At 69.1% G+C, this 12,346-nt stretch carries 11 protein-coding genes; 3 read left to right on the top strand and 8 right to left on the bottom strand.

Annotated features, from left to right (window positions below):
* Positions 1-53: 53 nt before the first annotated feature.
* The gene (locus NL1_RS10325; protein WP_245673174.1) at positions 54-1,988 is read left to right on the top strand and encodes a TerD family protein; all 1,935 of its coding nucleotides are present in this window, start codon (positions 54-56) and stop codon (positions 1,986-1,988) included.
* A 124-nt stretch (positions 1,989-2,112) separates the two neighbouring features.
* Here the strand turns inward: NL1_RS10325 and NL1_RS10320 are convergent, their stop codons facing one another.
* Positions 2,113-2,592 (bottom strand): SgcJ/EcaC family oxidoreductase, encoded by a 480-nt coding sequence (locus NL1_RS10320; RefSeq protein ID WP_067837055.1) that lies wholly within the window; start codon positions 2,590-2,592, stop codon positions 2,113-2,115.
* 179 nt (positions 2,593-2,771) lie between these two features.
* Between NL1_RS10320 and NL1_RS10315 the strand changes: the two genes are divergently transcribed.
* Positions 2,772-3,209: a globin domain-containing protein gene (locus NL1_RS10315; RefSeq protein WP_067837052.1), complete on the top strand. Its 438-nt coding sequence runs from the start codon at positions 2,772-2,774 to the stop codon at positions 3,207-3,209.
* Between the two features lie 19 nt (positions 3,210-3,228).
* Here the strand turns inward: NL1_RS10315 and NL1_RS10310 are convergent, their stop codons facing one another.
* The gene (locus tag NL1_RS10310; RefSeq protein ID WP_067837049.1) at positions 3,229-3,522 is read right to left on the bottom strand and encodes a hypothetical protein; all 294 of its coding nucleotides are present in this window, start codon (positions 3,520-3,522) and stop codon (positions 3,229-3,231) included.
* Positions 3,523-3,778: 256 nt separating this feature from the next.
* On the opposite strand from NL1_RS10310, the gene NL1_RS10305 reads away from it, so the two are divergent.
* Complete coding sequence (locus NL1_RS10305; protein WP_067837045.1) at positions 3,779-4,054, top strand: hypothetical protein; 276 nt, start codon at positions 3,779-3,781, stop codon at positions 4,052-4,054.
* Positions 4,055-4,068: 14 nt separating this feature from the next.
* Here NL1_RS10305 and NL1_RS39345 read toward each other — a convergent pair whose 3' ends face one another.
* The 6 genes from NL1_RS39345 to mraY all read right to left on the bottom strand — a co-directional run bounded on the left by NL1_RS39345 (position 4,069) and on the right by mraY (position 12,196).
* Positions 4,069-5,580 (bottom strand): vWA domain-containing protein, encoded by a 1,512-nt coding sequence (locus NL1_RS39345; protein ID WP_245673173.1) that lies wholly within the window; start codon positions 5,578-5,580, stop codon positions 4,069-4,071.
* Positions 5,581-5,839: 259 nt separating this feature from the next.
* Positions 5,840-6,313, bottom strand: a complete 474-nt coding sequence (locus NL1_RS10290) for an SRPBCC family protein (protein WP_067837043.1) — start codon at positions 6,311-6,313, stop codon at positions 5,840-5,842.
* A 131-nt stretch (positions 6,314-6,444) separates the two neighbouring features.
* On the bottom strand, positions 6,445-7,110 hold the full coding sequence (locus NL1_RS10285) for a trypsin-like serine protease (protein WP_067837040.1): 666 nt from the start codon (positions 7,108-7,110) through the stop codon (positions 6,445-6,447).
* Positions 7,111-7,382: 272 nt separating this feature from the next.
* The gene (locus NL1_RS10280) at positions 7,383-8,975 is read right to left on the bottom strand and encodes an ABC transporter substrate-binding protein (protein ID WP_067837037.1); all 1,593 of its coding nucleotides are present in this window, start codon (positions 8,973-8,975) and stop codon (positions 7,383-7,385) included.
* Between the two features lie 24 nt (positions 8,976-8,999).
* A complete protein-coding gene (locus NL1_RS10275; RefSeq protein ID WP_084510452.1) occupies positions 9,000-10,928 on the bottom strand; it encodes a hypothetical protein in 1,929 nt (642 codons plus the stop codon).
* Positions 10,929-11,119: 191 nt separating this feature from the next.
* On the bottom strand, positions 11,120-12,196 hold the full coding sequence (mraY, locus tag NL1_RS10270; RefSeq protein WP_067837034.1) for a phospho-N-acetylmuramoyl-pentapeptide-transferase: 1,077 nt from the start codon (positions 12,194-12,196) through the stop codon (positions 11,120-11,122).
* Positions 12,197-12,346 lie beyond the last annotated feature (150 nt).

Raw genomic sequence — 12,346 nt, 5'->3', positions numbered from 1 at the left:
CGATGAAACTCAGCAAGGGCGCGCACGCGCCGGTACCGACATCCCTTCTAGCCGTGGTCGTTTCATGGCGGTCGGAGCATGTCATCGATGCGCACGCGCTATTGCTGGACGGGACGGGCGCGGTGCGCACGGACCGGGATCTGGTGTTCTACAACGCACCTCGGCACATATCCCAGGCGGTGACCCTGGACCAGGAGCCCGCACCGGGGACCGCGCGGCTGAGCGTCTCGCTGCCGCGCACCGAGACCGACGTGGAACGGATCGTGGTCAGCGGCTCGCTCGATCACGGAACATTCGGCGACATAGCGAGTTTGACGGTGACGGTCTTCGCCGCCGACGGCCCGATCGCCCGCTTCGACATCGAGGACGCCGACGCGGTGGCCGCCATGATGTTCGGCGAGTTCTACCGCCGCGAGGGGCGCTGGCGGTTCCGCGCCGTCGGTCAGGGCTGGAGCAGCGGCCTGGCCGGGCTGGTCACCGAGTTCGGCGTCGCAGTCGACGATTCGTCGCGCCGGGCCCGCACGCCACGCCCCGCGGATCCGTTCGCCCGGCCGCACCCCGACGGTGCGCGGGATGCCGGGAGCGCGCGAGCGCAGCCCGCCGCGCAGCCGTCATCGCCGCAGGACCGGCATCTGCCCTCGGGAGCCCCGTACCCGACGCGGTCGGTCCCGGAAAGCTCGCCGCTCGGAGCGGCCGAGCGGACGGACGCCACAGGACCCTCCGCGCACCGTGGGCCCCGTTACGCCGACTTCCCGGCTGCTTCGCGGCAGGCGCCGCCGCGCGGTGAATCCGCCGGAGCCGCTCCCGCGGCCAGCCCGGTCGACTCCACGCCCTCCGAGCCTTCCACCGGCGGCCCGCCGCGCACCCCCCAGCACGTCGACCTGACGCGGCGCATCAGCCAACCGGCACCGCCACCGCCGCCGCCGAATCCCGAACGCGCCGACTGGCATTCGGACCCGGAGGACGCGTCGCGGCTGCGCTGGTGGGACGGAACCGAATGGACCTCGGCGACCTACCACCGCACCCCGCCCGGTCCACGCGCCTGCGTGCGCTGCGGAAACCCGCTGCGGCGCAAGCTGTTCGGCGGCGCGGCACCGTGCCAGTTCTGCGAGGCCGAGATCGAGGAGTTCCTCACCCACTGGCACACCAGGGCCTGGCGGGTGCTGATCGCTTCGGGCCCGCAGGGCGAGCCGTGGGAAGCGCTGTGGGCGTCGCTGCGCTACCAGCGCATCGACGAGAACATCGGCCGCACCGCGCTGCGCGAAGTCGGGCTCAGCTACGTCGAGCGGCTGGTCACCTTCGCGTTCGCGGACGGTGCGATCCAGCAGAACGAATACGACACCTTCGAACGCGCCATCGGCGAATTGGCGCTGACCGGACCGCTCATCGAGGATCTGCGCAGGCGGATGCACCGCGGGCGCACACTGTGCCGATTGCGCGAGGGCGATCTGCCGGTGGTCCGCACGCCGGGCCTGCACCTGGATTCGGAAGAGAAGGTGCATCTCGACCTGGTCGCCACGCACGTGCGGCAGCTGGCCCGCGGACCGAAGATCACCGAGGGCAGGCTGATCGCGAGCAACAAGAAACTCCGCTTCGTCGGCAGCGGCGCGGGGGTGGAGATGCCGTGGTCGCGGGTCGTCTCGGTGCACATCGAGGCCGGCGTCGTGATGATCGCGGCGACCTCGGCCCGCGGCGGCGCGAGCTTCGAGGTCGCCGACCCCGAGTACGTCGCGGCCGCGTTGGAAGGCGCGCTGCGGGTCGCGAAACGCCTGGTGCTCACGCCGGGGCAGCGCGACTCACGCAGCATCCCGCAGGAGGTGAAAGCCGAAGTGTGGCAGCGCGACGGCGGCAAGTGCGTCGAGTGCGGCAGCGGCCACTACCTCGAGTTCGACCACGTCATCCCGCTCAGTCGCGGCGGCGCGACGAGCGCGAGCAACTTGCAGATTCTCTGCCGCGCCTGCAATCGCGCGAAGGGCGCGCGGATCTGAGGGTTGCGGCGTCGGCACCGGGCGTCCGAAGGCAGCGATCGCCGAGGCTCACGCGACCGATGGCGTACGCACAGAACCCGAATCAGCTGACGGCCGGACCGATGTTCGCCCCGGCCGTCGCCCGCTACTGGTTCGCGCGCGCCCGTTCCGTCCGCCAGCGCACGTAGTTACCGAACAACCGCACCACCGGCCCCTCGCCCGGCACCGGACGCACCCGCGTGTTGTGGAACGCGGCGACCTGCCAGCCGTCCGCGGTGCGCACCAGCACCCACGTGTTGCGGGAGCGCCTCCCCTTGGGCACCTCGCGCTGCCAGGCGAACACCACCGACCCGGTGCCGTGCACGACGGCGACGTCATCGGTGAGGAAGCGGATCGATTCGATCGCGCCGTCCATCCTGGTGCCGTACAGCACGCCGTCGAACAGCCCGGCGTGCAGAGCGCGGTTCGCCTCACGTCCGCGCAGCAGCGTCCCGTCGAACGCCACGTAGTCGCTGTCCTCGGTGAACTCGGCCGCGTAGGCCGTCGCGTCGTTGTCGTCCCACGCCTGCGCGGCGTGCGCCACCACCTCGCGGATCAGCGCCTCGTCCTTCGTCCGGTCTGTCATCTCTGCTCCTCGACTCGATACCTGCTGTATCGATCCTGCGATCGGGACGCACGCCTGAATATCGGGAATCACCCTGAGAAATCACGGATTTCGAGGTGCGCTCTCCGCGAAACCGGCCGCATGATCCGGCGCGTGGGCCTCTAATGGGTAGCGCAGCCACACCGAGCCGGGAGGTCCCGATGACGAGCATGTACGAACACGCCGGAGGCGAGGAGGTGCTGCGCCACGTGGAGTCCGTCTTCTACGACAAGGTGCTCGCCGATCCGGTACTGAAGTCGCTGTTCCCCGAGCGACGCCCACACCACGTCGATCACCTGACCTGGTTCACCGCGGAATCGTTCGGCGGCCCGGACCGCTTCAGCCGCGAACTGGGGTTCGACTACCTCATCTCGGTGCACCGGCACCTGAAGATCACCGACGAACAGCGCGAGCGCTTCGCCGAGCTGTACATGGCGTCGTTCGAGGAGGCGGGCCTGCTGGAGTCGGAGGCGTTCCGGGACGCGGTCCGCTCGCACGTGGAGTTCGGTGCGGAAGTGGCACAGCAGAACTCGCACGCGAGCACCGATGAGGAACTGCACCCGATCCGTGAGGTGCCGCGCTGGACTTGGGAGGGCTGAACGGCCGCCGGCCCGAGGGTCAGCTGCCGATGACGGTGTTCATGATGGTGCCCGCGCTGGTCGCCACGACACCGCCGAGCATGGCGCCCGCCACCATCTTCGGCGACTGCAGCGCCCCGCCGGACCATTTCTCCCAGGCGAACCGGCCGCCCGCGTAGATGATGCTCGCCGTGCCGGACAGCAGCGCGAACCAGGTTCCGTACTGGACGAACTGCATTATCTCGTCCGACAACGGCGGCGCCTCGGGAGTCGGGTTTCCCATCTGCGCCAGGGTGGAATACGTGTCCCCGACCGACATCAAGATCATGCTCATTGCTGGCTACCTCGGGATTCACTGGTTTCGTGGGAGCCGGGGGTCGACAACCACGTCCCACCCATGATCCGGGCGGACCCCGTTGCTCGCAAGCCGCTGTGCCACAACGGTGTCCGGGGCGCAGAGACAAGGTCGTCTGCGCCGGCGACAAGAGTGTCTGCGCCACGGCCACATGGTGTCTGCGCCGCACCGAAGAACCGGATACCATCCTCTCAGTGATTCTCCTTGTCCCGAACCCGGAATGAGCAGCACAACGATGATCCTGGCCATCGCATACGACACCCTGGCGCAGCTCGGCAATCCGACGCCCGAGGCGCCGCCGGTGTCCGATGAGATCCTGCGGCTCGTCCGCTACCTGACCTGGTTCGTTCTCCTGTCGGGTGTCTGCGCCATCATCTACGCGGGCGGCCGCTTCGCCTGGGAGAAGTGGACGGGTGGCGGTCTGGAGTCGCCGAAGATGGTGGCGGGCGCCATGATCGGCGGCGTGGTCGCCACCAGCGCGGGCACCATCATGAACGCCGTCATCGGCTGAGCGTTTTCATCGGGTCAGTTGGTCACACCCGCGGCCCGCGCGGCGCGTAGCCACTGCGGGAACTCGCCGAGCAGCCTGGTGTACAGCTGCGCGTCGTCGACGGCGTCGATGTCGTCGAGTGCGAAGAATCCGGCGTTGTCGACCAGCCTGCCGTCCATCTCGTCGATGGTGCGCAGCAGTCCGTAGTTGGCCTGGCCGAGCCCGACGAACTGCCAGAACGCGGGCAGCCGAGACGCTTCCCGCATCAGAGCGGCGATCTCCGGTTTCTTGGCGAACCCGCCGTCGGTGAAGAACAGCACCAGCGTCGGCGGGCCGCCGGGCCGCAGCGTCTCGATGACGGCGCGCATGATCGGCAACTCGTCGTTGCGACCGCCGAGCCCGCTGTAGTCGATGCCCGCGTGCGTGCCGTTGAGGTGCAGGAAGGTCTCCGACCAGCGATCACCCTCGGCCACTTCGATATCGGGCAGCTTGGTGTACGACAGCGCGTACAGGTAGGCCTCGAGCGTTCCGTCGTCGTCGAGCTGGGTGGCGATCGGGATCATCCGCTCCACCACGCGGTGCACGACCTTCTTCCGGTACTGCTTGACCATGCTGCCGGTCTTGTCGATGACCAGCACCACCCGCGCCCGGACGCCCAGCGCCTCCCGGTCGATCAGCACCTTGGCGACCTCGCGCTTGCGCAGATCCAGCACGGCGCGCTTCTCGAAGGAGAGCTTCGCCTCGCCCGGAACGGTGCGCACGTCCGGTGCCTGCGAGCGGTTCGGTCCGGATTGCTCCGCGGCCGCGGACATCGAGACGGCCTCGGACGCCAGGACAGTCGCCGATGGCACCGCTCCGGTCGGTCTGGCCGTCGGTATGGCGTGGGAGCTCGGCGTGGCCGTCGAGTCGGCTGAAGCCATCGGAGGCGTTGGCGCGGGCCGTGAAGCAGCCGGTCGGGCGGTCGAGCCGGCGGAAGCCAACGGAGGCGTTGTTGTGGGCGCGGGCCGTGGCCGGGTCGTTGCGGGGTCGGCGCTGGGCGACGGCTCGGGTTCGTCGTCGACGACGACTCCGTGATCGGTGACGAGCGCGGCGAACCCGCCCGCGTACCCTTGCCCGACCGCACGCACCTTCCACTGCGCACCGCGCCGGTAGAGCTCGAGGGCGATCACTACCGATTCGGTGCCGAGCCCCTCGATCATGTACTCGTACAGCACGTTTCCCGCGTCATCCGCGACGGTGGCGACGGGCGGCGTGAAGCGCCCGAAGGTGTCGGCGGGATCATCCAGCGTGAGCACCGCGCGCACCTGCGCGATCTCGCCGGGCAGCGCGGCAGGGGATATCGCCAGTGCCGCGGGCGCACCCGAGGTCAGCTCCACACCGGGCGCGACGGGCTGGTTGAAGAACACGAAGTCCGCGTCGGAGCGCACCGTGCCCGATTCGGTGACCAGCAGCGCCGACAAGTCGACCGCCGCCTCGGTGCGTACCGACACCGTGACCCGCGCCGCCGCCACGGGCCCGTTCTGACCCTTGACCAAGGATGTGCCCACCGATAACTCCTGCCGTCGCGACCGGCCCAGCGTACGACAGGCGTTCCGACGCCCGGGTCGTTCTCAGCGCCCAGGCCGATCTCGACCCCTCGGATTGTCCCTGCACCCGAGGCGTTCCCAGCGTCCTGGCCGTTCTCAGCGCCCGGGTCGTTCCCCGCACCCGGGGTCGTTCTCAGCCGTCCGATCGTCCCTGCGCCCGGGCCGTTCTCACCCCTCGGATCGTTCCCTGAGCTCGAGTCGTTCTCAGCGCCCGGGTTTCTCAGCGCTCCGGCGTGCTGTCGAGAGACTCCCGGTACGCGGCGAGCACCTGTTCGCGCAGGCTCTTCTCGGTGTGCCGGATGGCCGGGCCGACGAACGTCTGAAGGATCTTGTCCAGCGCCCGTCCGGCCAGTCCGCCGGGTACCCGGTAGTCGACCACCACGCCGATCTCGGTGGTCTCCTGATCGACGGCCTCGAACCTCCAGTGCACCGTGCCTTCGATGCCTTTGATCGCGTGCAGCGAAATCTTCGAGCCGTCTTCCCATTCGACGATTTCGACACGCAGATGCAGGGTGGTCGGGCCCAGCTGCACGGCCGTGTCGAATACCGCGCCGACACCGGAGGTCTGCGGCCCTACCGGTGTGTAATGCCGAATCCCGAACAGCCACTTCGGCACATTGCGGTAGTCGGCCACGTACTGGAACGCGAAGTCCACCGGCGCGCCGCCGGTCGCCGAGTGCTCGACATGCCCCATGATTACTCCCCTTCCGACGGTCCGACCCGCCGATGTCGAGAGTAGGCGGTACCGGCGACTACCGCCGACCGAGAAGGGCGCAGCGGCCGATCGGTGCGGCGGTAGGCACGGTCAGCTCTCCCGTCCTCGAATCACTCGACGTACCAACGGAAGTGGTCGGGACCCTCGGCATGGGCGTCGATCATCTCGCGCAGATAGTTGGCCGACTCGACCAGCACGCCGCCGGATTCCAGGGTGCCGATCACGATGCCGAGGAAGGCCGCTCGTCCCTCCGGTGTCGGGAAATAGACGATGCCGCCCGAGTCCCCCTTGTCCACAGCGAAATCCGCGAGGAAGAAGGTGTCACCGACCTCGGTGACGCGGCCACAGGTCCAGTTGGTCGCCCACCCGATGTGGCAGACCTCCTGTCCCACTTGGGCATCTGTGTAGGTGGACTCGATCCCGAAGTTGCCCAGCGAAGCCGAGACGCCCACCCCGGCGGCCAGCCGGATGAGCGCGAAACCGATCCCGCCGATGGTGGCGTCGTCACCGTGGCTCTGCTCGTACCAGCCGATCAAGCTGCCGTTCTCGTCGTAGACGCGCCGTCCTTCTTGGAAGCAGTGCGCGGCGGTCACCGCGTACTGCGCGCCACCCATATGCCCGGTCGCGCCGACCGAGCAGATGCTGTTGCCCGTCGTGATGGTCATGCCGGGATAGGCCAGCCCCTGCGCCTGCGCGGCAGCGGGGAACGCCGCGATCGGACCCGTCGCCAACGCCGTCGCCAGCAGGAGCTGCGTCAGCTTGTTGCGGTAGTTCATGTTCACGCTTCCTCGTGCGCGGCCGAGGCGCGGTCGGCCGGTGTAACTCGATGCGCCCGATCGGCGGAAGGCTCGCCACCCATCCGCGGACGGCCGACCGCCGCACGCCCCGACACGCACGACGACCAGCTACCCCGAAACTCGGAAACACGCGGCGGACTCGCCACTCCCCCTCACCCCGTACGAACGACCTTTCGCCGTTCGCGCCGTAACGTACCACGCACCGGCGACAGCGCGTCCGGACCGTCGAATCCGCAGTGCCCCTTGCGGAATCAGGCCCCGCGGATGCACTCCGGCGTCGGCTCGCCGGGCTTCGCCTCGACGGTCGGCACGTACGGCCGCCCACCCGAACTGCCCGCCGGGCACAGCCGGACGACCGCCGGGCCGGGACCGGCCCGGTTGCCGCTGTTGTCGAAGACGATCGGTCCGCCAGCGCCCGCCACGGCGAGTTCGGGCGAGGTGAAACCACCGATGGTGATGTTGACCTGACTCCGCTGGACCGTCGACGCGGCCGGGAGCGCCCGCACCGCGGCGACGACGGTACTCAGCGCGTCGTAGGCGTTGACCGCCCAGCCGTCGCCGATGTGCGCGAGATCGAATCCGGCTGCGGCGTAGGCCTCTTCGAAGGCGGCCCACTGCGGGTTGCCCTGGTCGGGTCCGTCGGCGCCCGCGACGCGGGTGAACAGCAGCCGCACACGTCCTCCGGTGAAGCTCGGCGAACTCAGCGCCTTGCTGCGCAGGTCTTCCAGCGTGGGGTCGGATTCCACAGTGCGCAGCCGATTTCCGTCGGAAGTGCTCAGCACGGTGATGGAGGTGGCCGCGCACTGCCCGTTGGTGTAGGCCTCGTCCATGCTGTAGAGCAAGCGGCCGAGGTCGCGACCGCGCGCCAGATAGGCGATGGTCACGTCTTTCGCGGTCGCGCAGACTCGCCGGGCGGTCTGAGCCACGGTGGTCGGCTCCTCGGCGTCGAATTTCACCTCCAGCAGGTCGTTGCCGTACTGCCGGTGCAGGAAGGGCAGCGTCGTGCAGGTGTACGGGTCCGACCCGCCAGTGGGGACCATGATGAAATCCGGCCTGGCCGGCGCCACCACACCGAGCGCGCGGACCTGCACCGCGACCCGGAAGGCGACACGGTAGAAGTAGTCCTTGCCGACACCCTGCGGGTAGGTGATGTCCTCGTCGCACCGGGTGAAATCGGGATCGTCGCCCGCGGAGCCCGCCTGGTCGAAGCCCTCGGCGGTGACCAGGTCCGACACCATCGGAATCTTCGCGGCGGCAAGCAGATCGGCGACTTCCGCGGTGGTCTGGTCGCTCAGCCCGACGCCCGCGACGGCGACCACATCGCCGCGCTCGGCCAGTTTCCGCGCGACCGCCGTCGCGGCGCCGTCGCGTCCGTAGTCGCCGAGATTGCCGACGACGAGCCGCATCGGGTGCACGCATCCGGTGTCGTTCGCCCGGCGCTGACCGACGGCCATGCCCTCCAGTTCGTGCACCGCACGGCTGCCCGCCAACCGGTCGGTCATGGTCAGCAGCACGCCGACGGTCACCGGCGTGCCCGGACATCCGCCCGCCGCGGCGCGGTTCTGCTCGTCGATCACGCGCATCACGTGTTCGAAGGCGGGAAGCCCGAAAGCGTAAGGGCCTTCGGACAATCCGACGCACTCGTCGCCCGCGGACCACGCCGCCGTGCTCGGCCACCCGTCGTTGCAGGTGGCCAGCCGCCGCAGCGGCTCACGGGCGGCGATCCCGATCGACGCACCGACCAGCAGGATCACCACCACACCCAGCCGCACCCAGTCCGTCCACGGCCGCGGCATCGGCCGGTGTCGCTTCGGAACTATGCCTGCCCAGTAACGCGACTCCACAGCGGGCTCCTCATCGAGGTCTGGTCAACGGGATCGGCGCGCACAATCGTGATACTCGTTGGCGCGCACGAGGATCGGGCTACGGTCGGTGGCGTGGTCGGCGAGCCGGTCGAAGCTGTGCGCCGCCCGCGCGCACAGGATCTCCCTGCGCTGCACCGTGGTGACCCGCAGGTCCGACTCGAGCGCGGGCACCACCGCGAGCAGCACCGCGATGTGCTCGCGGGGAGTGGCGGCGTGATCGCTGCCGTCGATGAGGCCCGCATCCGGCCTGCGCGGATCGGAGACCGCCACGATCGCGTCGAACAGCAATAACCATTCGCTCGCGTCCCAGGTCGACAGCAGCTCGGCGAGTTCGTTCGTGACCGCGGCGCCGCCGTGCAGCAGGCGGGTGTAGTGCAGCCTGCTCATGTGATCGCCGGAAGGCACGGTGTCGAGCAGCAGGCCGAACACGCGATCCCAGCCGGGAGGTGCGTCGTCCGTTCGCTCGGCCAGCTCGCGCAGCCCCATGCGACGCGCGAAGGGGGGCAGCACCCCGTCGTCGGTCGCCTTGCTCCACAGCATCGGGGACCGGAACAGCGGCGAACGGTCCCCGATCCCGGACGGCAACAGGCCGTGCAACCGGTTCGCGTCGCCTTTGGTGCGCGCCGCGGACACCGTGACGAGCGCATCGAGCACGCTTTCGTCGAGTTGCTTGCGCGGATGCAGGTCCTTGGCGAAGAGCCCGAGCAGATGGCGTTGGACTGTGGTCCCGGGGCCCGCGTGGTTGCCGCGCAGCAGGTCGTCCAGGTTGTCGACCCGCTGGCGCGGCTGCCTGAGCCGTTCCAGCACATAGCCGGTCGCGGCGGGGTGCCCGGCGGTCAGCCGGTACACCTGGGCCCCGATCCGATCCGCCTCGATCGAGGTGACCTCTTTGGCCAGGGTCTTGACCTCGAATTCCGACAGGTCGCTCACGCGCAACCGCGCCCACGCTTCGCGCGACGACGGGTCGGCGCGTTGCCGCGGCGTCCACACCGCGGCGGCGGAGACCTGCCCGTCGAGTTCTTCCGCCAGCACGCCGGAACTGGTGGTGACCAGCGTCAGCGGATCCGTCAGCGCGGATCCTGCCGCGGCCATCGCCTTGCGCGAACGCAACAGCGCGCTGGTGAACGCGACCGCCGCCGGGGCATCGCCGTCGTCCAGCAGCACAACGACATTCGACGGTCGGCCCACCACCCGCGCCGCGCTGCCGCGCAGGTCGGCGAGGAAGGCGCTGATCAGCAGGTCGTCCACGCCGCGGCGGATCTCCGGATCCTCGCTGGCCGCCTTGATGGCGAGTTCGATGAGCACGGTCTCGGCATCGGCCCGCAGCCCGAGGTCCTGGTGTCCGTACCACGAGACCGCCGAACCCCAGGTGATCTTGGTGATCAGCCTGCCGCGGGTGAGCCTGCCGACCACGAGATTGGACAGGTGCTGGCTCAGCGTCGGCGCGATGATGCCGGCGCCGGGCAGTTTGATATTGGCGGCCTGCGCGCCGACCAGCCCGACCAGATCACCGATGAACGCGACCAGCGCCGCGCGGTCCCGGTACCGATTCAAGACCGTGCGCAATCGCTCCCGATGCTCGGTCGCGGGGATGTCGGTGAAGTTCTCGCTGATCGCGAGCTGCGCCACCACGATCCGCGGAAACGCGATCGGGAAACCGGGCAGATCCATGCTCAAGCCGAGCATGGCCGCGGCGAGTACCGGACGGGCCGGATTGTATTGGTCGTAAGGACGTTCCAACGGCCGGACCAACACGGTCGGCGTCCGGCGCTGCCACCGGTCCAAGACCTGCTCGAGCACAGTGGTGCGCCCCGCGCCACCGTACCCTTCCAGCACCAGCACGGGATTCCCGGTCGCCTCGGCATTCCCCCTCGGAACCCGCACCAGGGTGTCGATCAGTTCCAGCAGCTCGGCGCGCCCCACGATCACCAAGCCTCACCTCCCTCAGGCTCGGCCGCGACTCTAGCAGCGCGCCCCCGATCCCGCTGCGAGACAACGACATCGCCCCCCGGCGGCAACCTCGCATAGCGTTCATACGCTTCGCACAGGTTGCAACCCCTGCGAAGCGTATGAACGGCCTGTGAGGACTCCGCCTGCGATTGGGGCGCAGGCGACGCACCGCCTCATCCGACGACGGCCAGGTATTCGCCGTAGAAGAGCATGAGGCCGATGGCCGCGGCAATTCCGGCCAGCAACCAGAAGCGGATGATCACCGTGGTTTCGGCCCAGTTGCTGAGTTCGAAATGGTGGTGGAACGGCGCCATCTTGAAGAAGCGGCGGCCCGTCGTGCGGAAGACGACGATCTGGAGCAGCACCGAGAGGATCTCGGCGCAGAACAGCGCGCCGACCACCGCCATCAGCACCTCGGTGCGGGTCGTGATCGAGAGCCCGGCCAGCAGGCCGCCCAGCGCCAGCGAACCGGTGTCGCCCATGAAGATCTTCGCCGGTGCGGCGTTCCACCAGAGGAACCCGATGCACGCGCCGACGCCCGCGGCGCACACCATCGCCAGATCGAGCGGGTCGCGCACCTCGTAGCAGCCGGGGGCGGGCGCGGTCGCGCACGCGTTGGTGTACTGCCAGAACGTGATGATCACGTAGGCGCCGAGCGCGAAGCTCATCGATCCGGCCGCGAGCCCGTCGAGGCCGTCGGTGATGTTCACGGCGTTGGACCAGGCCACCACGAGAAAGCAGACGACGAGCAGAAAGACGATCAGCCCCAACGACACCGCGGTGAAATCCCGGACATAGGACAGGTGCCTGCTGGCAGGCGTCAGCCCGGTGCTGTCGGGGAAGCGCAGCGCCAGCACGCCGAAGAGCACGGCGGCGCTGAGCTGGCCGACGTACTTGCCCGCGGCGGTCAAGCCGAGATTGCGCTGTTTGCGCAGCTTGATGGAGTCGTCCAGGAACCCGACGACACCCAGCGCCGTCGCCAGCCCGAGGACGAGCAGCGCGGAGGCCGACGGACTGTCCACGCCGTCGCGGCCGACGAACAGATGCGAGCCCAGGTACCCCGCCCACAGACCGGCGAGGATGGCGATGCCACCCATCGTCGGGGTGCCGCGCTTGGCCTGATGGCTGGCAGGCCCGTCGACCCGGATCTCCTGACCGAAGTTCCTGGTGGCGAACGCCTGGATCAGGAACGGCGTCACCATGATCGAGACCACCAGCGCGATCATCGCCGAGAACAAGATCTGTTTCATGGGCCCCCGTACCGCCGCTGAGATTCCGCCCGCACACCGAACGCGCACGTTTCGGTCAGATGCTAACCAACGCGTGCCTCGCACGCCGGAATTGGCACTACCCGCAGGTGACGACCTGCGGCGGTCCGCGGGCAGGTTCCGATCTTCAGC

This window comes from Nocardia lijiangensis NBRC 108240, assembly GCF_001613045.1.
GTDB classification, from domain to species: Bacteria; Actinomycetota; Actinomycetes; order Mycobacteriales; family Mycobacteriaceae; genus Nocardia; species Nocardia lijiangensis.
This window is presented reverse-complemented; position numbering and strand designations above follow the sequence as displayed.

What these genes read in the sequence shown, in the direction of transcription:
- NL1_RS10310 (WP_067837049.1), bottom strand. Translation starts at nt 3,522, where the DNA reads ATGAGCATGATCTTGATGTCGGTCGGGGACACGTATTCCACCCTGGCG.
- NL1_RS10285 (WP_067837040.1), bottom strand. Translation starts at nt 7,110, where the DNA reads ATGAACTACCGCAACAAGCTGACGCAGCTCCTGCTGGCGACGGCGTTG.
- NL1_RS10320 (WP_067837055.1), bottom strand. Translation starts at nt 2,592, where the DNA reads ATGACAGACCGGACGAAGGACGAGGCGCTGATCCGCGAGGTGGTGGCG.
- NL1_RS10290 (WP_067837043.1), bottom strand. Translation starts at nt 6,313, where the DNA reads ATGGGGCATGTCGAGCACTCGGCGACCGGCGGCGCGCCGGTGGACTTC.
- NL1_RS10305 (WP_067837045.1), top strand. Translation starts at nt 3,779, where the DNA reads ATGATCCTGGCCATCGCATACGACACCCTGGCGCAGCTCGGCAATCCG.
- mraY (WP_067837034.1), bottom strand. Translation starts at nt 12,196, where the DNA reads ATGAAACAGATCTTGTTCTCGGCGATGATCGCGCTGGTGGTCTCGATC.
- NL1_RS10315 (WP_067837052.1), top strand. Translation starts at nt 2,772, where the DNA reads ATGACGAGCATGTACGAACACGCCGGAGGCGAGGAGGTGCTGCGCCAC.